Annotated in this window: 19 protein-coding genes; 17 read left to right on the top strand and 2 right to left on the bottom strand. The window is 68.5% G+C overall.

Annotated elements, in window-relative coordinates; translation table 11 throughout:
• Window positions 1–96 precede the first annotated feature (96 nt).
• Complete coding sequence (locus tag ACZ5PO_RS29965) at window positions 97–1590, bottom strand: peptidoglycan-binding protein (RefSeq protein WP_464185981.1); 1494 nt, start codon at window positions 1588–1590, stop codon at window positions 97–99.
• Window positions 1591–1737: 147 nt separating this feature from the next.
• Between ACZ5PO_RS29965 and paaX the strand changes: the two genes are divergently transcribed.
• The 15 genes from paaX (at window position 1738) to ACZ5PO_RS29890 (ending at window position 20819) form a co-directional block, all read left to right on the top strand.
• Window positions 1738–2640: a phenylacetic acid degradation operon negative regulatory protein PaaX gene (gene paaX, locus ACZ5PO_RS29960; protein ID WP_464185980.1), complete on the top strand. Its 903-nt coding sequence runs from the start codon at window positions 1738–1740 to the stop codon at window positions 2638–2640.
• Between the two features lie 106 nt (window positions 2641–2746).
• A complete protein-coding gene (gene paaA / locus ACZ5PO_RS29955; RefSeq protein WP_464185979.1) occupies window positions 2747–3733 on the top strand; it encodes a 1,2-phenylacetyl-CoA epoxidase subunit PaaA in 987 nt (328 codons plus the stop codon).
• A 128-nt stretch (window positions 3734–3861) separates the two neighbouring features.
• A complete protein-coding gene (paaB, locus tag ACZ5PO_RS29950; protein ID WP_464185978.1) occupies window positions 3862–4149 on the top strand; it encodes a 1,2-phenylacetyl-CoA epoxidase subunit PaaB in 288 nt (95 codons plus the stop codon).
• Window positions 4150–4180: 31 nt separating this feature from the next.
• On the top strand, window positions 4181–4957 hold the full coding sequence (gene paaC, locus ACZ5PO_RS29945) for a 1,2-phenylacetyl-CoA epoxidase subunit PaaC (RefSeq protein ID WP_464185977.1): 777 nt from the start codon (window positions 4181–4183) through the stop codon (window positions 4955–4957).
• A gap of 59 nt (window positions 4958–5016) precedes the next feature.
• Complete coding sequence (paaD, locus tag ACZ5PO_RS29940) at window positions 5017–5487, top strand: 1,2-phenylacetyl-CoA epoxidase subunit PaaD (protein ID WP_464197114.1); 471 nt, start codon at window positions 5017–5019, stop codon at window positions 5485–5487.
• A 23-nt stretch (window positions 5488–5510) separates the two neighbouring features.
• Window positions 5511–6650, top strand: coding sequence for a 1,2-phenylacetyl-CoA epoxidase subunit PaaE (gene paaE, locus ACZ5PO_RS29935; RefSeq protein WP_464185976.1), 1140 nt, complete (start codon window positions 5511–5513; stop codon window positions 6648–6650).
• A gap of 104 nt (window positions 6651–6754) precedes the next feature.
• Entirely contained in the window at window positions 6755–7207 is a 453-nt protein-coding gene (gene paaI / locus ACZ5PO_RS29930) for a hydroxyphenylacetyl-CoA thioesterase PaaI (RefSeq protein ID WP_464185975.1), read from the top strand.
• A gap of 69 nt (window positions 7208–7276) precedes the next feature.
• Window positions 7277–8611 carry a phenylacetate--CoA ligase PaaK gene (gene paaK, locus ACZ5PO_RS29925; RefSeq protein ID WP_464185973.1) on the top strand — a complete coding sequence of 445 codons (1335 nt, stop codon included), beginning with the start codon at window positions 7277–7279 and terminating at the stop codon, window positions 8609–8611.
• 59 nt (window positions 8612–8670) lie between these two features.
• Window positions 8671–8982 (top strand): EthD family reductase, encoded by a 312-nt coding sequence (locus ACZ5PO_RS29920; protein ID WP_464185970.1) that lies wholly within the window; start codon window positions 8671–8673, stop codon window positions 8980–8982.
• A gap of 176 nt (window positions 8983–9158) precedes the next feature.
• Window positions 9159–10412, top strand: a complete 1254-nt coding sequence (locus tag ACZ5PO_RS29915; RefSeq protein WP_464185968.1) for a cytochrome P450 — start codon at window positions 9159–9161, stop codon at window positions 10410–10412.
• 32 nt (window positions 10413–10444) lie between these two features.
• Complete coding sequence (locus ACZ5PO_RS29910; RefSeq protein WP_464185966.1) at window positions 10445–10873, top strand: PaaI family thioesterase; 429 nt, start codon at window positions 10445–10447, stop codon at window positions 10871–10873.
• Between the two features lie 107 nt (window positions 10874–10980).
• The gene (locus ACZ5PO_RS29905; protein ID WP_464197112.1) at window positions 10981–12201 is read left to right on the top strand and encodes an ABC transporter substrate-binding protein; all 1221 of its coding nucleotides are present in this window, start codon (window positions 10981–10983) and stop codon (window positions 12199–12201) included.
• Between the two features lie 260 nt (window positions 12202–12461).
• On the top strand, window positions 12462–17729 hold the full coding sequence (locus tag ACZ5PO_RS29900) for an alpha-2-macroglobulin family protein (protein WP_464185965.1): 5268 nt from the start codon (window positions 12462–12464) through the stop codon (window positions 17727–17729).
• Window positions 17726–19858, top strand: coding sequence for a penicillin-binding protein 1C (gene pbpC / locus ACZ5PO_RS29895; protein ID WP_464185963.1), 2133 nt, complete (start codon window positions 17726–17728; stop codon window positions 19856–19858). The genes ACZ5PO_RS29900 and pbpC overlap by 4 nt, the downstream gene beginning before the upstream one ends.
• A 430-nt stretch (window positions 19859–20288) precedes the next feature.
• Window positions 20289–20819 (top strand): lipocalin-like domain-containing protein, encoded by a 531-nt coding sequence (locus ACZ5PO_RS29890; RefSeq protein WP_464185960.1) that lies wholly within the window; start codon window positions 20289–20291, stop codon window positions 20817–20819.
• 283 nt (window positions 20820–21102) lie between these two features.
• On the opposite strand, the gene ACZ5PO_RS29885 is transcribed toward ACZ5PO_RS29890, so the two are convergent.
• Window positions 21103–21708, bottom strand: a complete 606-nt coding sequence (locus ACZ5PO_RS29885) for a TetR/AcrR family transcriptional regulator (RefSeq protein ID WP_464185959.1) — start codon at window positions 21706–21708, stop codon at window positions 21103–21105.
• Between the two features lie 346 nt (window positions 21709–22054).
• Between ACZ5PO_RS29885 and ACZ5PO_RS29880 the strand changes: the two genes are divergently transcribed.
• Both ACZ5PO_RS29880 and ACZ5PO_RS29875 read left to right on the top strand, forming a co-directional pair.
• Window positions 22055–22858 carry an SDR family NAD(P)-dependent oxidoreductase gene (locus ACZ5PO_RS29880; protein ID WP_464185957.1) on the top strand — a complete coding sequence of 268 codons (804 nt, stop codon included), beginning with the start codon at window positions 22055–22057 and terminating at the stop codon, window positions 22856–22858.
• A 36-nt stretch (window positions 22859–22894) separates the two neighbouring features.
• Complete coding sequence (locus tag ACZ5PO_RS29875) at window positions 22895–24016, top strand: DUF5938 domain-containing protein (protein WP_464185954.1); 1122 nt, start codon at window positions 22895–22897, stop codon at window positions 24014–24016.
• The last annotated feature ends 5 nt before the right edge of the window (window positions 24017–24021 follow it).

The following is a 24021-nucleotide window of genomic DNA, read 5'->3' as shown; positions in this document are numbered from 1 at the left end:
TGCGCGTTCGATGCGGCGAAGTCAAGGCTGATGTTGCATCGCACCGGGATCGCGCGCCGAAGCCCGGGGACCGCGCGCCGACGATTCCGTTGGCGTTCACGGCGATCCGGCGGCCCCGCACTCGACGGCGACCAACGCCGGAGCCCAGGCGGCGGCGATGGCGCCGGTGGTGAGCTCATCGGCTGCGGGCCCCGTGGCGGGCCCGGGAGGCACGCCCGCGTCACCGAGGAAGGCTGCGACGGTCACCGCCGGCACCACGGCGTAGCTCATCTGCGGCACCACGCCGGCGACGCGGCGCGGCGGCGCCGTTGCCGCGGCGACGATGCCGACGAATTGCCCCGAGCGGTCGACGACCGGGCTGCCGCCCGCCTGCGCCTGCAGGGGCGCGACGATGCGAAGCGCGGGGTGGGGCGCGGCCACCGTGGCGCTGACGATGCCCAGCGTGGGCGCCGAGGCGCCGGCGTTCGGCGACGCCTCGGTGAACCCCGGCACCGCAAAGCTGTCGCCCGCCGCCGCACCGCTGGCCGGGTTGAACGGCGCGGGCTTGGCCGCGTTCGCCTCCAGCAGGGCGAGGCCGCTCTCGTTGTCGCTCTTGATGACCTGCGCCTTGGCGCGTCCGACCAGCGGGGCCGGGCAGGCGGCCGCCGCCGCGGCCGTGGTGAGCACGCGCCCCGGCGCCACCGTGAGAGCGGTGCCGACGAGACGAGGGCCGGCCGGGGGCGGCGGGGCCGGTGGCTGGGGTGCCGGGGTGACGGCCGTGGCGGTCACCGCGGCGCCGCCCGGCTTGGCCGGGAACGGGTCGAAGCTGTTGGCTATGGCAATGGTCAGCCGGTCGAACGCCGCGCCTGCGTCCTCCGGGTAGGTGAAGGTGAACCCGCGCAGGCCGGGCTCGCCCGTCTTGGCTTCGCCCTTGGCAACGCGCGTGAAGAAGCGGCGGTTGTTGTCGGTCCCGGTCACGACGAGGAAATCCGGCCGGAGCACCTTGTAGCTGACGCGTCGCGTCGGCGGCCCGTCGCCCGTGAGCTTGTCGAAGAGCCCGGAAAGGGTCGCCGCAGGCTCCGGAACGAACAGCGCCAGCGACATGCGATCTCGGCTGCTGGCATAGATAGTGCCGGATTTGGCCTGGGAGGACTTGTCCAGGAAGCGGGTCGGCACACCGATGCGGATGCCGCTCGCCGGGTCGGTGACCGCCTTGAAGGCGACGGCGTCCCGCGCCCGCTTGGCGGCGTCGGTCAGATAGGCCCGCTCGCTGGGCTCGAGGATGCCGTCGGCCGTCAGCTTTGCCCGGGTCTCGAAGGCGGAGATCGCGTCGTAGGTGCGCTTGCCGAACGAGCCGTCGGTCGCGCCGTTGTAGGTGCCGACCCACACCAGCGCGTCCTGGATCGCCTTGCGCTCGGCCTCGGGCAGGGCCTCGAACGCCTTGCGCGATGCCTCCAGCCTCGGGTCCGCGGCCGGCGTCTGGGCAGAGTGCGGGCTCTGCGCGCCGGCTTCGCCGCCGGCGAGCAGAAGCATGGTGCAGGCGAGAGTCGCCCGGGCGAAGGCGCGGATCGGCAGGGCGGGGCCAGCTTGCGCGGCAGGCACCATCGTCATGCGAGCATCGTCATGCAAGGGACCCCCGAAGGCGCTTCCTCTCCACGCCCGTTCCGGCGCGATGGTAGGCAGGTTATCGCCGAACTTCCAGAATCCATGATCCGTGCCGGGTTTTCGCACGGCGCGGCAGGCCCTAAACAATCGGCCATGCCGCACGTCCCACCCGCCACGAACGCAGCCGGCCCGGACGCGCTGGGCGTGATTCTTGCCCAGCTTCGTGCCGCCCCGTCGCGCACCTGGTCGATCATCATCACCGTCTACGGCGACGCCATCGTGCCGCGCGGCGGCAGCGTGTGGCTCGGCACGCTGCTCAGCTTCTTCAAGGCGCTCGACGTGGGCGAGGGGGTGGTGCGGACGGCCATGTCGCGCCTCGCCTCGGACGGCTGGCTGGAGCGGCGGAAGGTGGGCCGCAACAGCTTCTATCGCCTGGCCGACAAAGGCCGCGCCACCTTCGCCGAGGCGACGCGGCACATCTATTCCGACCGTCCCCGGGCGTTCTCCGGCCATTTCGATCTGGCGCTGCTCGGCAACGGCACCGAGCGCCCGGCGAGAGCGGCGCTGGAGGAGGCCGGGTTCGGGACCCCGGCGCCCGGCGTCTGGTTGGCGCTCGCCGGGCAGCCTCTGCCCGCGCCTGTGAGCGATGCGCTTCGGCTCGAGGCGCACGGGGACCTGGACACGCTGCGGAGGCTGGCCGCCCGCAGCTGGCCGCTGACGGCGACGGCGGACGGCTACCGCCGGTTCATCGCCACGTTCGCGCCCATGCGCGCTGCGCTCGGCCGTGACCAGGTCCTCGGCGACGTCGATGCCCTGGTGGCGCGCGTGCTGCTCATTCACGAATACCGCCGCGTCGTGCTGCGCGATCCGCTGCTGCCCGCCGAGGTGCTGCCGGACGACTGGCCCGGCGAGACTGCCCGCAGCTTGTGCGCCAGCCTCTACCGGGACCTCGTCGGCCCATCGGAGCGCTGGCTCGACGCCCATGCGATCGACGAGGCAGGGGCGCCGTTGCCCCCGGCTCCCGAGGTGTTCCGGCGGTTTCAGGGCGACGCCTGAAGCGGCAGGCGGGGTTCGCAGCGATTGATGCGGTGCAATATGTTACAGAATTTTATTGCCGACTGATTTTATGTAACATATAATGATTCAAAATCGGGAGGAGCCCATGTACACACAGGCTCTCAATGCGGGTGCGGTCGGGGCGGGGCAGGGCGTCGAGGACGCGGCTTTGCTGGCGCGCTTCCAGGAGCGGGTCGACGCGGATGAGCGCATCGAGCCCAACGATGCGATGCCCGAGGCCTACCGCCGCACGCTGATTCGGCAGATATCCCAGCACGCCCATTCCGAGATCATCGGCATGCAGCCGGAGGGCAACTGGATCACCCGCGCGCCGTCATTGCGGCGCAAGGCGGCACTGCTGGCCAAGGTGCAGGACGAGTGCGGGCATGGCCTCTATCTTTACGCGGCGGCCGAGACGCTCGGCATCTCGCGCGAGGAGATGGTCGAGCAGTTGCTCACGGGCAAGGCGAAGTATTCGTCCATCTTCAACTACCCGACGCTGAGCTGGGCCGACATCGGCGCCATCGGCTGGCTGGTGGACGGGGCGGCGATCATGAACCAGATCCCGCTCTGCCGTTGCTCCTACGGGCCCTACGCCCGCGCCATGACCCGGGTGTGCAAGGAGGAGTCGTTCCACCAGCGCCAGGGCTACGAGATCATGCTGACGCTGGCGCGCGGCACGGCGGCGCAGAAGGACATGGCGCAGGATGCGCTCGATCGATGGTGGTGGCCGTGCCTGATGATGTTCGGTCCGCCGGATACCGCCAGCCAGCACTCGGACACCTCCACCCGCTGGAAGATCAAGCGCTTCTCCAACGACGAGCTCCGGCAGAAGTTCGTCGACGCTACGGTCCCGCAGGCCCATTTTCTAGGGCTTGCGGTGCCAGACCCGGACCTTCGCTTCAACGACGAGACCGGTCATTGGGAGTTCGGCGCCATCGATTGGGATGAGCTACGCCGCGTCATTGCCGGCGACGGGCCGTGCAATGCCGACCGCATGGCGGCCCGCCGCCAGGCCCACGACGAGGGCGCCTGGGTGCGCGAGGCAGCCCTCGCTTATGCAGCGAAACGGCGCGCCAGGATGGCCGCCTGAGCTAAGCAGAAATTCGAGGAGCGGAACACGGTTCCGGTCCGCGAATGTCAGCCAAGGTCTTTCTGGCGCAGCAGGATTTTCGAGTCCACCCGTCGGGCGGATTCGGACATCCTGCTTAGGAGGTGCCCGTGGGAGAACCCAATAGTCCGCTCTGGGAGGTGTTCGTCCGCTCGCGCAACGGTCTCGCCCACAAGCACGTGGGCTCGCTGCACGCGACCGACGTCACGCTGGCGCTGCAAGCGGCGCGCGATCTCTTCACGCGGCGCGGCGAAGGCCTGTCGATCTGGGTTGTGCCGTCGCACGCGATCACGGCATCCGATCCGGCCGACAAAGGCATGATGTTCGAGCCAGCGGCCTCGAAGATCTACCGCCACCCGACCTTCTACGACGTGCCCGACGAGGTCGGACACATGTGAACGTGCCGCTCACGCACGAGGGGTGAACGCCATGGCCACAGGTTCTATCCGCGTGAGCGAGACGCCGCTCGTTGCCTATGTGCTGCGCCGCGCCGACGACGCGCTGGTGCTCGGCCACCGCCTGTCGGAGTGGGCGGCCCGCGCGCCGACGATGGAGGAGGAGATGGCGCTGGCCAACATGGGCCTCGATCTCCTCGGCCAGGCGCGTGCGCTCTATGCCTACGCCGGCGAAGCCGAAGGCCAGGGTCACGACGAGGACGCGTTCGCCTATTGGCGAGACGAGCGTGGCTACCGCAACGTGCTGCTGGTCGAGCAGCCGAACGGCGATTTCGCCGTCACCATCATGCGCCAGTTCCTCTATGCGGCGTTCGCCGAGCCGTACTGGCGGGCCATGATGGCCTCGCGCGACACGACGCTGGCCGCCATCGCCGCCAAGGCCGAGAAGGAAATGGCCTACCACGTGCGCCACTGCGGCGAATGGGTGGTGCGCCTCGGCGACGGCACCGCCGAGAGCCGGGCCCGGGCGGCGTCGGCCCTCGCAGGGCTGTGGCCCTTCACCCACGAGCTGTTCGAGGTGGGCGACACCGACCGGCAGATGATCGCCGCCGGCATCGCGGTCGACCCCGAGACGTTGCGCGAGCCGTGGCGGCGCACGGTCATGCAGGTCCTGGCGGAGGCGACCTTGGAGCCGCCGCCGACGGGCTTCATGCGCCGCGGCGGGCGCAGCGGGCGCCACAGCGAGCACCTCGGCCATCTGCTCGCCGAGATGCAATACCTGCAGCGCGCCAACCCGGGAGCGAGCTGGTGACGGGCCGTCACGCCCCGGCGCCGAAGCAGCGCGCCTCATCCGCTGCGCCGGCGACGCGCGTGGCGGACGCTTGGCGCGCCGCGGCAGCGGTCGTCGATCCGGAGATCCCGGTGCTGACCATCGCCGACCTCGGCGTGCTGCGCGACGTGCGGCTGAGCGACGAAGGGGTCGAGGTCGACATCACGCCGACCTATTCGGGCTGCCCGGCCGTGAACATGATCGCGTTCGAGCTGGAGGTCGCGCTCCTCCAGGCGGGGTTCGCTCACGTCAAGATCAATACCGTTCTGGCGCCGGCCTGGACGACCGACTGGATGAGCGAGGAGGGGCGGCGCAAGCTCCGTGACTACGGCATCGCTCCGCCGCGGCAGGGAGCTGGCCGCCGCGCTCTGTTCGGCGTGGACGAGGTCGCCTGCCCGCGCTGCGGATCGATCGACACGGACGAGATCGCGGCCTTCGGCTCGACCTCATGCAAGTCGCTCTGGCGCTGCCGCGCGTGTCGCGAGCCGTTCGACTACTTCAAATGCCACTGACCGGCGCATCGACAGGTGAGGCCATGGTTCCCCAGATCATCACCGCCGCGCCGGACCTTCCCTTGCAGCCGCCGCACGCCCCGGCGAATGCGGCTCCGCGCTTCCACCGTCTCGTCGTCGCCGACGTCCGGCGTGAGACGCGGGATGCCGTGTCCATCGCGTTCACCGTGCCGGCGCATCTGGCCGAGGCGTTTCGCTTCTCCTCCGGCCAGTACCTGACGTTGCGCACCATGCTCGACGGCGAAGAGGTGAGGCGGTCCTACTCGATCTGCTCCGGCCCCGATGACGGCGAACTGCGCATCGCCGTGAAGCGGGTCGACAGCGGCCTGTTCTCGGCCTGGGCGAACGCCGAGCTCAACGTCGGCGACGCGGTCGAGGTGATGAGCCCGGCCGGCCGCTTCGGCCTCGCCGCAACACCGGGCGACGGCCGTATCCACGTCGCCTTCGCGGCGGGCTCCGGCATCACGCCGGTGCTGTCGATCATGCGCGGCGTGCTGGCGTCCGAGCCGTCGAGCCGCTTCTTCCTGTTCTACGGCAACCGCTCCACTGCGGACATGCTGTTCCGGCGCGAGCTGGAGGAGCTGAAGGACCGCTTCCTCGGTCGCCTGTCGGTGTTCCACGTCCTGAGCCAGGAGGAACAGGACCTGCCGATCCTCAACGGCCGGCTCGACGCGGAGAAGGCGCGCCGCCTGCTCACGTCGCTGGTGCCGGCCGCCGCGGTCGACCATGCCTTCCTCTGCGGCCCCGAGACGATGATCGAGGATCTGACCTCGACGCTGGCCGAGCTCGGCATTTCGCCCGAGGCTGTTCACGTCGAGCGCTTCGTCTCCGCCTATGGCGGGCGCCCGCGGGTCCAGGCGCCCGTGCAGTCCGACGCGCCGGCGAAGTGCCGTGCCGAGCTGATCATCGACGGCAAGCGCCGCGGCGTGCCGGTCGCCGACGGAGAGACGATCCTCGACGCCGCCCTGCGGGCCGGACTGGACCTGCCCTTCGCCTGCAAGGGCGGCATGTGCTCGACGTGCCGCGCCAAGCTGGTGGAGGGGGAGGTCGAGATGGAGGTCAACTATTCGCTGGAGCCATGGGAGCTCGCGGCCAATTTCGTGCTGACCTGCCAGTCGCGGCCGAGAAGCGCACGTGTGCTCGTCGATTTCGACCAGGTCTGAGCTTTGGATGGCCCTTTCGAAGGAGGTGCCCTGATGCGATCGCACTGTTTGCGCCGTGAGCCAGGCGCCGGGCCGACGGCACCGATGGCCGGGAGCGCGGCGCGATGACCGATGCGCCCGAGCCGCAGGCGGTACCCGAGGGTATCGCCGAGCGCAGCGCCCGGTCGATGTGGGCGACGGACCGGGCCAGCCAGGCCCTCGGCATGACGCTGGAACGGGTCGGACCCGGCGAGGCGGTGATCTCGATGCGCGTGCGCGAGGACATGACCAACGGCCACGGCATCTGTCACGGCGGCTTCATCTTCACGTTGGCCGACTCGACGTTCGCTTTTGCCTGCAACTCCCGTGGCCAGCGCACCGTCGCGCAGCACTGCGCGATCACCTTCGTCTCGCCTGTGATGGGCGGCGAGCTGCTCCGGGCCCATGGAGTCGAACGGTCGCTACAGGGCCGCAGCGGTATTTACGATGTCACGGTGCGCGACGGTCGCGGCGAGGTCGTCGCCGAATTCCGCGGCCATTCCCGCACGATTGCTGGCCGATTGGCCGGGGAGGGCTGACGACAAGCCCAAGCCAAAGAGCCAAACCAAGCCAAAGAAAAGAACAACAAAACCAAGCGGGAGGATGAGATGTTGGAGATTCCTCTACGAAAGCTCGAGCAGCTGGCGCCGCAGGCGGTGGACCTCGACCCGTTCGAGATCTCGTCCGTCGACCGCCTGCGGGCCCACCAGTACGAGCGCCTGCTGTGGACGTTGCGGCACGCCTATCGCAACGTTCCTCACTACCGGGCGGCGTTCGATGCCGCCGGCGTCCACCCGGACGACTTCAAGTCGCTGGATGACCTCAAAAGGTTTCCGTTTACGGGCAAGGCGGACCTGCGCGACAACTACCCCTTCGGCATGTTCGCCGTGCCGCGCGCGCAGGTGGTGCGTATCCACGCCTCGTCCGGCACCACCGGCAAGCCCACCGTCGTCGGCTACACCAAGGCGGATATCGATGCCTGGAGCGACGTCGTGGCGCGATCCATCCGCGCCGCCGGCGGCCGGCCGGGCATGATCGTGCACGTGGCCTACGGCTACGGGCTGTTCACGGGCGGGCTCGGTGCCCACTACGGGGCCGAGCGGCTCGGCTGCACGGTCGTCCCGGTCTCCGGCGGCATGACCGAGCGGCAGGTGCAGCTGATCGACGACTTCAAGCCCGACATCATCATGGTGACGCCGTCGTACATGCTGGCCATCCTCGACGAATTCCGGCGGCAGGGGCTCGACCCGCGCAAGTCGTCGCTCCGCATCGGCATCTTCGGCGCCGAGCCGTGGACCAATGCGATGCGCGAGGAGATCGAGGAGGCCTTCGATCTGCATGCGGTCGACATCTACGGCCTGTCCGAGGTCATGGGCCCCGGCGTCGCCAGCGAATGCGTGGAGACGAAGGACGGCCTGCACGTGTGGGAGGACCATTTCTATCCCGAGGTGATCGACCCGATCAGCGGCGAGGTGCTCCCGGACGGCGAGCAGGGCGAGCTGGTGTTCACCTCCCTGACCAAGGAGGCGATGCCGGTGATCCGCTACCGCACGCGCGATCTGACCCGGCTGCTGCCCGGCACCGCGCGCCGGCTGCGGCGCGTGGAGAAGATCACCGGCCGCTCGGACGACATGATCATCGTCCGCGGCGTCAACGTCTTTCCGACCCAGATCGAGGAGAAGCTTCTGGGCATACCCGAGCTGTCGATGCACTATCAGATCGTGCTGACGCGGGCCGGGCGCCTCGACGAGATGGAGGTCCACGTCGAAGCCCGGCCGGAGGTCGTCGAGCTCGCGGCACGCGAGGCGGCGGCCCACCGGCTGGAGCGCATGGTGAAGGACACGATCGGCATCACGGCGAGCGTGCGCGTGCTCGATCCCGAGAGCATCGAGCGCTCGCTGGGCAAGGCCAAGCGGATCATCGACCGCCGGCCGAGGGCGTGACGAGGCGGCATCAGCGAGTCGAACATAATCAGCACGGGAAGCTGGTGGAGGAGGAAGCGATGATTCAAGTGATGGTGATGTATCCGGCGGACGAGAAGACCAAGTTCGACCTCGACTATTATCTGAAGACACATATTCCGTTGCTCAAGGAGCGTTGGACCGAGTTCGGGTTAAGCAACGTGCAGGTGCTGCGAGGGGCGGGCAAGCCCGACGGCAGCCCGCCGGACTATCGCATGATCGCGCTGCTGACCTTCGGGTCGGTCGATGATTTCAAGAAGGCCGGCAAAGCCCACGGCCGCGAGATCTTCGCCGACGTCGCCAAGTTCACCGACGGCCCGGCCGTGGTCCAGATCAACGACGTGGTCGGGTAGCTCCAGCCGTCATGGCCGGGCTTGACCCGGCCATCCATCCGCTCAGGACACGACATCCGGCCAGCCCTGTCGGGCTGACGTTTTCTTCGGCCGACGGATGGCCGGGTCAAGCCCGGCCATGACGGCGGGGATGCGGAGGCCGATTGCGTCGCATCGGCAGACCGAGGCAAAGGCTCATGATCGCGCAGCCTGAATCCGTTACGGAAGCATTCCCGGGCGCAGCCGCCGTCGCGGCCTTTTCCCTGCAGAACCTGCCGGCGTCGTTCTACGACGATCCCTATCCCACCTACCGCGCCCTGCAGGAGGACGACCCGGTCCATCGCATGCCGGACGGAACGCTGTTCCTCACCCGCTACCGGGACCTCGAGGCGATCTACAAGGACACGACCCGGTTCAGCTCGGACAAGAGGGTCGAATTCGCGCCCAAGTACGGTGTGGGCTCGGCGCTGTTCGAGCACCACACCACCTCGCTCGTGTTCAACGACCCGCCGCTGCATACGCGCGTGCGCCATCTGATCGCCGGCGCGCTCAACCCGCGCGCCATCGCCGAGATGGAGCCGGCCCTGATCGCCCTCGTCGATCGGCTGCTCGATCGCATGCAGGCTCTGGGCGATGTGGACCTCGTCGACGATTTCGCGGCCGCCATCCCCGTGGAGGCGATCGGCAACCTGCTCGGCGTGCCCCACGACGAGCGGGCCCCGCTGCGCGGCTGGTCGTTGGCGATCCTCGGCGCGCTGGAGCCGGTCCTCACCGCCGAGGCGCAGCAGGCCGGCGAGCGGGCCGTGGCGGACTTTCTGGATTACCTGCGCCGGCTCGTGGCCGACCGCCGGCAGCGGCCGGGCGATCCGGAGCACGACGTGCTGACGCGCCTCATCGCCGGCGAGAGCGATGGGGGCCTGCGCCTGAGCGAGGTCGAGCTCCTGCAGAACTGCATCTTCATCCTGAACGCGGGCCACGAGACGACGACGAACCTGATCGGCAATGGCCTGGAGCTGCTCCTGCGCTATCCCGACGAGCGGCAGCGCCTGATCGACGATCCGGGGCTGATCCGCACCGCCGTCGAGGAGTTCCTGCGCTTTGAGAGCTCCAATCAGCTCGGCAACCGGCGTGTCGTGGAAGCGGCCGAGATCGGTGGCATCCCCGTGGCGGAAGGAACGCTGGTGACGCTCTGCATCGGTGCCGCCAATCGCGATCCCGAGCAGTTCGCGGCAGCGGATCGCCTGGACCTGGGCCGCAATCCTAACCGGCACCTGGCTTTTGCCTCGGGGCCTCACATCTGCGCGGGGCTGAACCTGGCGCGGCTCGAGGGGCGGGTGGCGATCGGCCGGTTTCTGGCGCGCTTCCCGCTCTTTGTCGCGAGAGGCCCGGCGCAGCGGGCGCGGCGCGCGCGGTTTCGCGGCTTCACGTCACTGCCGGCGCGGCTGGCGTGATCGAGGTTCATGACGATTCACTTGGGGGATTCATGAGTTCGTTTGACGAAGCGGCCGGCAAGGACCTGCTGGCGACGGTGTTCGCCGGCTGGGTGCAGGATCTCGGCCTCACGGTCGAGGAGATCCGGTCGGACGGCGCCGTGCTGCGCCTGCCGTTCTCCGAGCGGTTATGCCGCGACAACGGCGTCGTCTGCGGGCAGACGCTGATGAGCGTCGCCGACACGGCCATGGTCCTGGCAGTGTCCGCGGCCGCGGGCGGCTATCTGCCGATGACGACAGTCGACCAGACCATCCACTTCCTGCGGCCGGCCGCCCGGATCGACCTCCTCGCCGACGCGCAGATCGTCCGCCTCGGCCGCACCATGGCGTTCGGCAGCGTATCGATCAGCGCTGCCGACGGCGACCGCAAGCCGGTCGCGCTGGCGCAGACGGCCTATGCGCTGATGCGCGAAGGCAAGTAGCAACGTGCACTCGGCGCCGCGTCGGGCTGCGGCGCCGCGTGCCATGACAATCGCTATAACATGTTATAGGTTGCTCCCAACCGTTCGCCGCCGGGCAGGACGGAACAATCGGGAGGAACACGAATATGCGCGTACACGCTCTTGCCGCGATCGCCGTTGCGCTGGCGCTCGGTGCGGCTGGCCCCGCCCGGGCCGCCGAGAAGACGTACGACCAGGGCGCCAGCGACACGGAGATCAAGCTGGGCCAGACCATGCCGTACAGCGGCCCTGCCTCCTACGTCGGCATGGTCGGCCGCACCCAGCTCGCCTATTTCCGCATGATCAACGAGAAGGGCGGCATCAACGGGCGCAAGGTCACGCTGATCTCCCTGGACGACGCCTACAATCCGGCGAAGACGGTGGAGGCGACGCGCCGCCTGGTGGAGGGCGACGGCATCCTCGCCACGGTCTCCGCAAACGGCAGCGTGACCCAGGCGGCGGTGCAGAAATACCTGAACAGCAAAGGTATTCCGCAGCTGCTGATCGGTTCGGGCTCCGCGCGCTGGAACCTGCCGAAGGAGTTCCCGTGGTCGACCGGAGCCATATCGCTCTACGTCACCGAGGGGCGGATCTTCGGCCGCTGGTTGCTGAAGAACAAGCCCGACGCCAAGCTCGGCATCCTGAGCCAGAACGACGACCTCGGCCGCGACTTCCTGCGCGGATTGAAGGAGGGCCTCGGCGACAAGGCCGCGACGGTGATCGTCTCCGAGCAGACGTATGACCTGACGGAGCCCACGGTCGATTCCCAGATTGTCACGCTGTCGAAGTCGGGCGCGAACGTCTTCTTCAACGTCACCACCGGCAAGTTCGTCACCCAGTCGATCCGCAAGGTGAAGGAGCTCAACTGGCCGGTGCTGCACTATCTGATGAGCGCTTCGGCCACCTACTCGCTGCTCTCGGCGGCAGGGCTCGAAAACGCCAAGGGCATGATCACCGTCCAGTCGGTCAAGCACCTCGCGAGCCCGCAGTGGAAGGACGATCCGGACGTGAAGGCGTACGAGGAGTTTCGCGCCAAGTGGGCGCCCGATATCCCCCCGGAGGAGGAGGTGGGCTTCTACGCCTACTCGAGCGCCGTGATCATGACCCGCATCCTCGAGGCCTGCGGCGACGACCTGACACGCGCCAACATCCTCAAGCACGCCACCAACCTCAACGGCCAGAAGAGCCCGATGCTGCTGCCAGGCATCACCCTCGCCACCTCGCCGGACGATTATGAGCCGATCAAGGTGTTCTATATGGGCGTCTTCGACGGAAAGGACTGGCAGCTCTCGAAGGACCCGATCCAGTAGTCGCGTGCTTCGGCTCATTCGCCGGGAGCTCTGCGTCGGAGTATCTGGCTTCTTGAGCGGATGGATGGCCCGGCTCGACCCGGCTATCCATCAACTTGGAAATTCAAGCCGTCGCCTTCCACGCACACTTCATCGCACGTGAGCTGAAGCGCGGCGAGGCGCCTGCCGGCGCTCCGTGTGGCCGCTGGCCGCCGATTCGCGTATGATCCTGCGAAGACCTCGGGCGCCTCTCGTCGTCCGATGGCCGGCGGGAGGATTCGATGAACGGCGTGCGACTCTCATCTCTCCTCCGCCCGAGGATGCGTGCCTGTCTGCTGGCCGCGGCCCTGGCCATGGCCAGCCTGCTCGGCCAGCCGGCGCTGGCCGAGAAGAGCTTCGTGCGCGACGATCTGGCGAGCGGCGCGGTGCGCCTCGAGACCACCCTGAAGAGCGAGAACGGCCGTGCCGCGCAGGCCGCGCTCGCCGCCGGCCGCGACGCCGACCTGCTCAAGCGCGAGTCCGCCGCGCAGCTCGGGCGCGATCCGCGCGTCGCCCTGGCCCGGGCCGCCGAGGCGATCGCGCTGACCGGCAAGGATCCCGGCGCCTGGCTCGCCTACGCCAAGGCTGCGCTGCTCGTCCAGCGCGACGGGGTGCGCGACCGCTACCTGCTGCGCGAGCGGGCAACGATCGCCGCTTATGCCGCCTACGAGGCGGCGGCGACCAAGGCGGACGAGGCCGCAGCCCTCGCCCAGCTTGGCGCTGCCTTTGCGGAGCGGGAGATCTGGCGCCCGTCGCTCGACGCTTATGCCGCCTCGCTCGCCCTCGCCGACAATGCCCCGGTGCGCACGACCTATGAGGAGCTGCGCTCCAAGTATGGTTTCCGCATCACCGACTACAAGGTCGATTCCGACTCGGCGAGCCCACGCGTCTGCTTCGAGTTCTCGGACCCGCTGGCACGCAAGACCGATTTCACGCCCTTCGTCGCCCTCTCGGGCGCCGCCAACGCGGCCGTCTCCGGCGAAGACCGGCAGCTGTGCGTCGATGGCCTGAAGCACGGCGAGCGCTACGCCATCGTGGTGCGCCAGGGCCTGCCGTCGGCCGTCGGCGAGAACCTGCTCAAGAGCGCCGACTACGAGATCTATGTCCGTGACCGCTCCCCGCAGGTGCGCTTCACCGGCCGCAACTACGTGCTGCCACGCACCGGGCAGGAGGGCATCCCGGTCGTCTCCGTCAACACCGCGACGGTGAAGGTGGACATCGCCCGCATCGGCGACCGCAGCCTGTTGCCTACCGTGCGCTCGGAGGACTTTCTCTCCCAGCTCAGCCAGCAGGGCATCGACGCCATCCTCACCGAGAAGGGCTTCAAGGTCTGGAGCGGCCGGCTCGACGTGAAGAACGAGCTGAACAAGGACGTCGTCACCGCCTTTCCGATCCTGGACGCGGTCAACGGCAAGCTCGACCCGGGCGTCTACGTGATGACGGCGTTGCCGGCGAGCGCCGAGGGAACGGCCGACGGCAACGACGACTACAGCCAGCGTGCCACGCAATGGTTCGTGGTCTCCGACATCGGGCTGACCGCGATGACCGGCAACGAGGGCGTCGACGTCGTCGTGCGGTCGCTGGCGAGCGCCGCGCCGCTGGCGGGCATCGAGATCAAGCTGGTGGCGCGCAACAACGAGGTGCTGGCGACCAGGAGCACCGACGCGACCGGCGTGGTGCGGTTCGATCCGGGGCTGGCGCGCGGCGACGGCGGCCTGGCGCCGGGCCTCGTCGTCGCCAGCGGGCCCGACAACGACTACGGCTTCCTCGACCTGCAGCAGAACGCCTTCGACCTGACCGACCGCGGCGTACGTGGCCGCGCCGCGCCGGCGGCGCTCGACGCCTATGTGTTCGCCGAGCGCGGCGTCTACCGCTCCGGCGAGACCGTCTATCTCACCAGTCTGCTGCGCGACAGCAAGGGTGTGGCGGTGCCGCGGGTGCCGCTGACGCTCGTCGTCAAGCGCCCGGACGGCGTCGAATACAAGCGCGCCCAGGTCGAGGACCAGGGGCTCGGCGGCCGGGCGCTCGCCATCCCGCTGCTGTCGGGCGCGCAGACGGGAACGTGGCGCGTGCAGGCCTATACGGACCCCAAGGGCAAGCCGGTCGGCGAAACCAGCTTCCTGGTGGATGACTACGTGCCCGAGCGGCTGGAGGTGAAGCTGACGCCGAAGGCGGCGGTGCTGCGCCCGGGCGAGCCGGCGACCATCGACGTCGACGCCCGCTACCTGTTTGGCGCGCCCGGGGCGGACCTGGCGGTGAGCGGCGAGGTGGCGGTCTCGGAGGCTGACGAGACGGCGGTGCCCGGTCTCCAGGGCTATGAGGTCGGCGTCGCCGACGAAGAGTACGAGGACGGCAGCTCGGAGATCGAGGCGGACGTCAAGACCGACGCCAAGGGGCATGTCAGCATCGACGTGCCCATGGACGAGCTGCCCCAGGATCGGCCGTTCCAGGCGACCATCACGCTGCGCGTGGGTGAAGAGGGCGGCCGGGCGGTGGCCCGCTCGGTGACGCTGCCGATCCTGCCGCGCGACCCGGTCATCGGCGTCAAGAAGCTGTTCTCGCAGCTCGCCGAGGGCGGCACGGCGAATTTCGACGTGGTGGTGGCGGACCCGGACGGCAAGCGCCTGGCCAAGCCGCTGCAGTGGAGCCTCTACCGCATCGACCGTCGTTACCAGTGGTACAGCAACGACGGCCGCTGGACCTCCGAGCCGGCCGAGCAGCGCCGCCGCGTCGCCGACGGCACCATCGACGCGACGGCCGACGCACCGGCCCGTATCAGCAGTCCGGTGGAATGGGGATCCTACCGCCTGGACGTGGCCATGGCTGGGCCGCAGCCGACGCTGACCAGCGTGTCATTCACCGTCGGTTATTCCGGCGAGGTCTCGGCCGATGCGCCCGACGTGCTCGATGTGAAGCTCGACAAGGCCGCCTACCGGGCGGGCGAGGATCTCACGCTTCACATCAATTCGCGCTTCGCCGGCAGCGCCACGGTCGCCATCGTCGGCGACCGGGTTTACCAGGAACGCACCGTCGCGCTCGCCGCCGGCGGCACGACGGTGAGCCTGCCCGTCGACGCGGGCTGGGGAGCGGGCGCCTATGCCATGGCGTTCGCCTACCGGCCGCTCGACCGGGCCGCCAACCGCATGCCCGGCCGGGCCATGGGCCTGTCGTGGTTCTCCATCGACCGGGAGGCGCACGAGCTCAAGGTGGCGCTCGATGCGCCCGCCACCATGCGTCCGCGCGGCAAGCTCACGATCCCCGTCAGCGTGACGGGGCTGGCGTCGGAGGAGGAGGCCTTCGTCACGGTCGCTGCCGTCGACGTCGGCATCCTCAACCTGACCCGCTACGAGGCGCCGCAGCCGCAGCAGTTCTATTTCGGCCAGCGCCAGCTCGCGACCGAGATCCGCGACCTCTACGGCTTCCTCATCGACGGCATGCAGGGCACTCGCGGCGCCATCCGCTCCGGCGGCGATTCCGGCATGAGCCTGGCCGGCGATGCGCCGACCCAGCCGCCGCTCTCCCGCTACTCCGGCGTGGTCAAGGTCGGTGCCGACGGCAAGGCTACCGTCACCTTCGACATCCCCGACTTCAACGGCACCGTCCGCGTCATGGCCACGGCTTGGGCCGGCGGCAAGGTCGGCAGCGGCACCCAGGACGTGACGGTGCGCGACCCCGTGGTGCTGACGCCCACGGCGCCGCGCTTCATGGCCATCGGCGATCGCTCGCGCGTCTTCGTGCAGGTCGACAATGTCGAGGGGCCGGCGGGCGACTACACCTTCGACCTCGACGTGCGCGGCCCGGTGGTGGTGCCGGCCGACGTGGCGCACAAGCCGCTCAAGCTGGCCGCCGGCGGCCGTGCCGCGGTGGCCATTCCAGTGACGGCGGCCGGCACGGGGACGGCGAGCTTCGAGGCGCGCCTCACCGGCAACGGCGTCGATGCCCGCCAAGCCGTGCAGTTCCGCGTCCAGCCCGGTACGCCGGCCCTGGTGCGGCGCACGGTGCGGCCGCTGCCGCCGGGCGCCAGCGTCAGCCTGTCCAACGACCTGTTCGCCGACATGATCCCCGGCTCCGGCAGAGTCTCGGTCACGGTCGCATCCAACGCCGCCTTCGACGTGCCGGCGCTGCTGGCCGCGCTCGACCGCTACCCGTACGGCTGCACCGAGCAGACCGTCAGCCGGGCCCTGCCGCTGCTCTATGTCAACCAGCTGGCCCAGGCCCAGCAGCTGGCTGTCGATCCCGACGTCAACCCGCGCATCGCCGAGGCCGTCGCCCGCGTGCTGTCGCGGCAGGACAGCAACGGCTCGTTCGGGCTCTGGTCGGTCGGCGGCGACGACATCTGGCTCGATGCCTTCGTCAGCGATTTCCTGACGCGGGCGCGTGAGCGCGGCTTCGCCGTGCCGCAGCGGCCGCTCGACCTGGCGCTGGAGCGGCTGCGCAACACCGTTGCCAACGCCGGCGACTTCAACGCCGCGCAGTCCGACGGCCTCGCCTATGCGGTCTACGTGCTGGCGCGCAACCGCCGCCCGGTCATGGGCGACTTGCGCTATTTCGCCGACACCAAGCTCGGCGACTTCGCCACACCGCTGGCGCGAGCCCAGATCGGCGCTGCGCTCGCCTTGCTGGGCGACCGCGGCCGTGCGCAGACGGCGTTTGCCGCGGCGGCCGACGCCCTCGCGCAGGCACGCGACCAGGGCGTCTCGCGCCCCGACTACGGCTCGCGCCTGCGTGACGGGGCGGCGCTGATCGCGCTCGGCTCCGAGGCCGGCGTCGCGCGCGATGCCATCCAGAAGGCGAGTGTCGTCGTCGACCAGGCGCGCGCCGCGGTGCAGTACACCAGCACCCAGGAGAATGCCTGGATGGTGCTCGCGGCCGAGGCCGCCGGCCGGGATGCCAGTGCGCTGTCCGTCGCCGTCGACGGCCAGGCGAAGAGCGGACCGCTGTTCCGCAGCTTCAGCGAAGCCGAGCTCGCCCAGCCGGTGACGATCGCCAACGCCGGGCAGGAGCCCGGACAGCTGGTGATGTCGGTCGGCGGCAACCCCGCCACGCCCGAGGGGCCCGCCGCCCAGGGCTACACGGTGGAGCGCAGCTACTACCGGCTCGACGGCAGCAAGGTCGATCCGGCCAAGGTGCGGCAGAACGATCGCCTCGTCGTGGCGCTGAAGATCACCGAGGCAACGGCCGACTATGCCCGGCTGCTCGTCGTCGATCACCTGCCGGCTGGCTTCGAGATCGACAACCCCAACCTGGTCGACGGCACGTCCATGGAGGCGTTCGCGTGGCTCAAGCAGGACGGCGTCGCGCCGGTCGCCACCGAATGCCGCGATGACCGCTTCGTCGCCGCCTACAATCGCGACAAGGGCCAGCCGGCCTTCATCAACGTCGCCTATATCGTGCGCGTGGTGTCGCCCGGCCGCTTCCTGCATCCGCCGGCGACCGCCGAGGACATGTACCGGCCAGACCGCTACGGCCGGACCGGCTTTGGCGTCGTCGAGGTGGCGAACGCGCCGTGAGCGGGCCGCGGCCCGCCGCACCGGAGCCGGCCCCGCGGCCGCGGAGAAGGTGGCGGCGGCGCCTCGCCTGGGGTGCCGGTGCGCTGCTGGCGCTCGGCGTCGTCGCCTGCGCGGCGCTCGCCCGCTTCGTCGACGCGCTCGGCCCGCTCGACCTCACCCCGCTCGAGCAGCGCTCCACCGTGGTACTCGACAAGGAAGGGCGGCTGCTACGGCCGTTCACCACCGCCGACGGGCGCTGGCGGCTGCCGGTGGCGGCGGCCGACGTCGACCCGCGCTACCTCGCCGTGCTCGAAGCCTTCGAGGATGGCCGCTTCCGGCGCCATCCCGGCGTCGATCCGCTGGCGCTCCTGAGGGCCGCCGGACAATGGCTGAGCCACGGCCGCGTCGTCTCCGGCGCTTCGACGCTCACCATGCAGGTGGCCCGGCTGCTCGAGCCGCGGGAGGACCGCTCGCTGGGCGCCAAGCTGCGCCAGATGGTGCGCGCCATCGAGCTCGAACGGCGGCTGTCGAAGGTCGAGATCCTCTCCGCCTATCTGACGCTGGCCCCCTACGGCGGCAACATCGAGGGGGTGCGGGCCGCGAGCTTCGTCTATTTCGGCAAGGAGCCGCGGCGGCTCTCGGCCGCGGAGGCGGCGCTCCTGGTGGCGCTGCCGCAATCGCCGGAGACGCGCCGGCCCGATCGGGCACCTCGCCTGGCCCGCGCCGCGCGCGACCGGGTGCTGGCGCGCGCCGTGCGCGCCGGCGTGCTGACCGAGGCCGAGGCTGCGGCGGCGCGGCTGGAGCCGGTGCCGAGCGCCCGCCGGCCGCTGCCGATGCTGGCGCCTCACATCAGCGAGCAGGTGGTTGCCGCCGATGCGCGGAGCCGGGTGATCCGCCTGACGCTCGACGCCCGGCTGCAAGCGAGCCTCGAGGCGCTGCTCGCCGACCGCGCCGCCGCCGCCGGGCCGCGGCTCTCCGGCGCGATCGTCGCCGTCGACAACGCCACGGGCGAGGTGCGCGCGCATGTGGGGTCCCCCGATTATTTTGCCGCCGAACGGGCCGGGGCGGTCGATGCTGCCCGGGCGCTGCGCTCGCCGGGGTCGGCGCTGAAGCCGTTCATCTACGCGCTCGCCTTCGAGAACGGCATCGCCCATCCGGAGACGATGATGGACGACCGGCCATCGCGTTACGGCAGTTATATGCCCGAAAACTTCGACATGGCGTTCCAGGGTTCGGTGACGGCGCGCAAGGCGTTGCAGCAGTCGCTCAACCTGCCTGCGGTGGAACTGCTGTCCGAGCTCGGGCCGGCGCGGCTGCTCGCGCGCCTGCGTGGCACCGGCGCCGACATCGTCGTGCCCAAGGAGACGCCGCCCGGGCTCGCCATCGGGCTCGGCGGCCTGGGGATTCGCCTGGTCGACCTGGCCCGCCTCTACGTGGCCTTCGCCCATGGAGGAGCAGTGCTGCCGCTGCGCTGGCGCGCCGACCGGCCGGGCGAGGAGGGGGCCGAGGCACGCCTGTGCGATCCGGTGTCCGCCTGGTACATTGCCGATATCCTGCGCGGCGCGCCGCCGCCGCTCAATGCCGCGCCTGGGCGAATCGCCTACAAGACCGGCACTTCCTACGGCTATCGCGACGCCTGGGCGGTGGGCTTCGACCGCCGCCATACGGTCGCCGTCTGGATCGGCCGGCCGGACAATGCCGCCGTGCCCGGCCTGGTCGGGCGCCTGGTGGCCGCGCCCATCCTGTTCGACGCCTTCTCCCGGATCGGCAGCGACCCGGAGCCCATCCCCGCGCCGAAGGGCGTGCTCATCGCCACCAACGCCAATCTGCCGCCGCCGTTGCGCAGTCTGCGCCGGGACGAGCCGAAGAGCGCAGCCGCCTCGCTGGTGGGGCCGCTGCACATTTCCTTTCCACCGGACGGCGCGCGCGTGGATCTGGGGGCATCGCGACCGGCGGACGGGCTATCGCCGCTGGCGCTCAAGGCGACCGGTGGCGTACCGCCGCTGACCTGGCTGGTGAACGGCGTGCCGATCGGAGCCCCCCAGGCCCGGCGCCAGTCGGAGTGGACGCCGGACGGCGCCGGCTTCGCCCGTGTCTCGGTTATCGATGCTCGCGGCACCACCGACAGCGTCTCGGTACGCATCGATTGATACGGCGCGACGCGTGGCGGGCTTGCTGCGCCCGGCATAGTCAAGCTCATGGGCTATAAATTCGCTCTGCACAGCTTGGGCTGACGCCTTGTCTCCGCCCGCGACGATGTATTTCCTCGCGAAGGTGTTGCTTAATGCGCGTTCTTTGATCAATTGCCTAGATCGGCGAATTGTTCGCGCGGCGTTGTGAATTTCGTGTTCGGCAGAGCCTATGCGGCCAATTAGGCCGCGGTTTATGACCGGCCGCCTCTGTGGCTCACCTGATGCTCGACAAGATCGCCCGGCGCAATGCTTCGCGGGGGCGATCCGTCATATGCCGTGCGCGACGAGACACCTAGACCTCTCTTCAATACAGGCGCGCTTCCATCCGATTCGTTGACATCATACTGGCGCGCGCTAAGCTTGGAATCTTGTAACAACGGGGCTCGCGATGAATGTGCTCCTCGTGGTCGTGGGCGGAAACGCGCGCAGACGGGCAGTTGTTGCAGCTTCGGCACTGTTGGCCTTCGTCTCGCTGGGCGCCTCGGCATGGGCGCAGAGCCAACGCGATTTGGTCGGAACTTGGAGGCTCGTTTCATCCGTCACGGACAAGGACGGAACCAAGACTGATCAGTTCGGGCCTGGCGCCAAGGGCATGTTGACCTTGGATGCGGACGGTCACTTCATGTTGACGATCCTCGGAGCCGATCTGCCAAAGTTCGCGTCAAATAATCGGGCCACAGGCACGCAGGAAGAAGACAAGGCCGTCGTGTCGAAGAGCATTGCCATGATCGGCACCTACTCGTTCAATGCCTTGGACAATACTTTGGCATTCAAGGTCGAGAGTTCCACATTTCCCAACTGGAACGCGACAGAGCAAAAACGACTGGTCTCCTTTCTCGACAAGGACGAGCTGAAGTACGTCACACCATCCGCATCGAGCGGCGGCGTTGGGACGGTGACCTGGAGGCGTGCGAAATAGGTCACGCGACGGCTAGAGCATTTCGTAATTGGGTGAGATCACCCAATTACGAAATGCTCATAGTCTTTTTAATCTGGAGCGATTTGCGATTGAGTGATTCCACCCAATCGCAAAGCGCCCTAGTGTGGTGGATCTGAAGTTCCTGCCCCCACATGGCATCCACGTTCAGGACCTTCAGATCCATTAAACCACAATCGAATCATAGAGTTGCTAGTGTGGCTTGAGAATCCGAAATTCGCTCCCAGCGATGCCCCGAGGTGGTGCGAATTTCGGATTCGCTACACTAGCCAATCGTCGGCAGGATACGCCTGACTTCGTCGAGGAATTCGGGGATCGCCGTCTCGTCGTTGGCGAGATGCCTCAGCAGCGCATTCTGGAACAGGCCATCGAACAGCGCGTACAGTGCGGCCGGTGATGTCGCCAGCCGCTTGCCGTCCAGTTCGGCATAGCGCGACGCGATCCGCCAGATCATCGCTTCCAGGCTCTTGTCGATCTCGAGCACGTCCTTGCGAAACGCGGCCTCGAACATCGCCTGCGAGCGCAGATCGTACCACAACCGGTGCATGCGGGCGTTCTCTCGCAGCGTCGTCGCAAGCTTGGCGAGAAAGCCTTCCGTCAGCTCCTTGCGAGTCTTCGCCGTCGCGACGACCTCGTCGTAACGCGTCACGCATTGCGCCTTGTAGTGACGCACGCAGCAGCAGATCAGGTCGAGCTTGTCGTTGAAGTAGTAGTGAAACACGCCGTGCGTGAACGCGGAGTTCTGCGCGATCTCGCGCAGGCTGGTGCGCGCGAAGCCGAGCTCGCCGAGCGTTTCCAGCGCGGCTTCCGCAAGCTCGATTCGCCGCGCGTTGAATTTCTCGTCGCGCAGCGCTTCGGCCGCTACCGCCACCCGCTGGGCCGTTGCTTGACGCGCCATCTCCTGCCCTGCCTCTATCCCGTCTCTTCAACGTCTTATAGCGCGCCGGCAGCGGCGCGCTCCATCTCCTCACAATCATTCTCTTGGACACTTGTCAAATTTCATCTTGACAAGTGTCAAGTTTCTGACGGAGGCTCGGCGCAACGATTTGGACAGTCGTCAAGACGCCAAACGGGGGAGGAGATGCGTCGCCGGAGCGCCTACGCTGCGCTCGGCCGATAGCCGGACCTGACTGCCACGCCCGAAGGCGCCCAGTCCGCCGGTATGTGCTGCCCACCGCCGCAGCGCCGATCAATCACCAACAAGGGAGGAGCACACCATGAGTGGCAAGAGCCTTGACGGCAGGAAAGCCCTGGTCACGGGAGGCGCCCGGGGTATCGGTGCCGCCATCGCGAAGGCATTGGCGCGGTCCGGCGCCGCGATCATGATCGCGGACATACTCGATGACACCGGAAAGGCCAGCGCTGCCGAGATCGGCAAGGCCGGCGTGAAGACCGGCTTCGTGCAGCTCGATGTCACCGACGATGCGCAATGGGAAAAAGCCATCGCGTCCACCATCGCAACGCTTGGCGGCTACGACATCCTCATCAACAACGCCGGCATCGAGATCACTTCGCTGGTCAGCGAGATCAAGGCCGAGGACGCGCGGCGGATGTGCGACGTCAATATTGTCGGCACCGTGCTCGGCATGAAGCACGCCTTCCGCGCGATGCGGCCGGGCGGGCCGGCCGGCAAAGGCGGTGCGATCGTCAACATCGCCTCCGTCGCGGCGACGATCGCTTTCCCGAGCATCGCAGTCTACTCCGGCACCAAATCCGCGGTCGATCGCATGACGCGGGTCGCGGCGATGGAAGCCGGCAAGCTTGGCTACGGCGTGCGCGTCAACTGCATCTATCCCGGCCTGATCCCGACCGACATGGGGATGCAGCTCGCTAACGACATCATCGAGGTCGGGCTCGCGCCCGACGTCAATGCGGCCGTGGGTTCGGTGGTGGAGCAGACGCCGCTCGGCCGGCTCGCCGAGGTCGGCGACATCGGCGACGCTGCAGTGTTCCTGTGCTCGAACGATGCGCGCTTCATCACCGGCATCGGACTGCCTGTCGATGGCGGCATGGGCATGTAGCAACACACGCAACAGCAATCATTTCGGAGGATCGCCATGAGCGAGAAGAAGCCTGTCGTCGTCTACGGTGTATCAGGCTATACCGGGCGCCTGGTCTGCGAATATCTGCGTGAGTACAATGTCCCCTTCATCGCGGCCGGCCGCGACGCCGCAAAAGTGAAGGCGGTGGTGGAAAAAATCCCCGGCATCGAGACTGCCGACTACGAGGTTGTCGGCGTCGAGCACAATGTCGAGGCGCTGGCGAACCTGTTCCGCGGCTCGCGCGTCGTCAGCAACATGGTCGGCCCGTTCATCAAGCATGGATCGGAAGTCGTGGAGGCCGCGCTGCAAGCCGGCTGTCACTACACCGACACAACGGGCGAACAGGACTGGGTGCTGCTCGCGCAGGAGAAGTGGGGCAGGCAGTTTGCCGAGAAAGGCCTGCTGCTGTCGCCGAATCTCGCGCAGATGTATACGACCGGTGAGATCGCCGCCAACATCTGCCTGGAGACGCCGGGCCTCGACACGCTCGACATCCTGGTGTTCTGGAAAGGCTTTCCGACCTACGCCTCGACGCAGACGATCTTCACCATCCTCAAGGCGAGCTGGTACTACCTGGAGCAGAACAAGTTCGTCGAATGGGACGTCACCACGCGCGCCGACGTCGTCGTGCCCGGCCAGCACGAGACCGCGATCGCGGTGCCGTGGGGCGGCACCGCGCATCCGGTGTGGTTCAGAAACGATCCGCGCGTCAGCAATTGCCGCGTGCTCGGCGGCGTGCTCTCCCGCCCGGTGATGGAAGGCGTGGTGCAGACCACGCAGATGGTGAAGGAGAAGATCAAGCCGTTGCCGCCGGCAGAGCAGGAAAAGGCGCTGGCCGACATCGCCGCAACCCTGCAGGCCTCGATGCCGCCGCGCGAAAATCCACGCATCAACACCTCGATCGACTCGGTCCACGCGTCGGGGCCGCTCGGCCGCGCGCATTGCGTGATCCACGGCAACTGCAACTACAAGCAAACCGGCATGCTGCAGGCCTATGCGGCGTTCGCTCTGCTGCAACAGCCGCCAAAGCGCTCTGGCTTTGCCTCGGGATGCCAAGCGTTCGGCCACCGCGAGCTGCTCGGGCAGCTGCGCAGCTTCGGGCTCGTCAGCAAGCCCATTTTGACGGTGTACGACTGAGCCAC

Source organism: Chelatococcus sp. KU-N122 (assembly GCF_055391085.1).
The sequence above is the reverse complement of the archived record's forward strand: the minus strand, read 5'-3'. Positions and strand labels throughout refer to the sequence as shown.